This is a genomic window from Asaia sp. SF2.1 (assembly GCF_000505765.1).
GTDB classification, from domain to species: Bacteria; Pseudomonadota; Alphaproteobacteria; order Acetobacterales; family Acetobacteraceae; genus Asaia; species Asaia bogorensis.
The window spans coordinates 196595-197058 of record NZ_AYXS01000034.1; the positions used below are offsets into that span (position 1 = coordinate 196595).

Sequence of the window (464 nt, forward strand, 5' to 3'; positions counted from 1 at the left end):
TGCTTTCTTCCATGACAGCGGACTGAGCGCGTCATGTGGGAATTTCTGCAGCGCAGCAAGCTTGCTGTACTCGCGCTTTGCGCGATGCTGGTCCTGGCCGGGCTGATGGTGGTGCCGGGCCTGCCGGTCGAGCCCGTCCCTGATATCTCGCCCCAGCAGGTGCTTGTTTCGGTCACATCGCCGGGTCTTGCGACGGAAGAAGTGGAAAAGCAGATCACCTTTCCGCTCGAAGCGAGCCTGACGGGACTGCCGGATCTGATCGATCTGCGCTCCGTTTCGCGCACGGGGCTCTCGGTCGTCTATCTGCAGTTCAGCGATACTTCCAACCTTGATCTCGACCGGACACGGGTCAATGAGCGTCTGCAAAAGGCCCGCGAGGCCATTGCCGTGCCGGTCAGTGTTGCGATGGGGCCTCTGGCCACCGGCATGGGCGAGATCATGCAGATGCAGATCGATGGCGACGG

The 464-nt window shown here is 61.6% G+C and carries 1 protein-coding gene; it reads left to right on the top strand.

Annotation, left to right across the window (positions count from 1 at the left end; genetic code table 11):
* Nucleotides 1–33: 33 nt before the first annotated feature.
* Nucleotides 34–464: efflux RND transporter permease subunit (locus P792_RS39095; RefSeq protein WP_035440259.1), on the top strand; the 431-nt coding region annotated here is incomplete at its 3' end.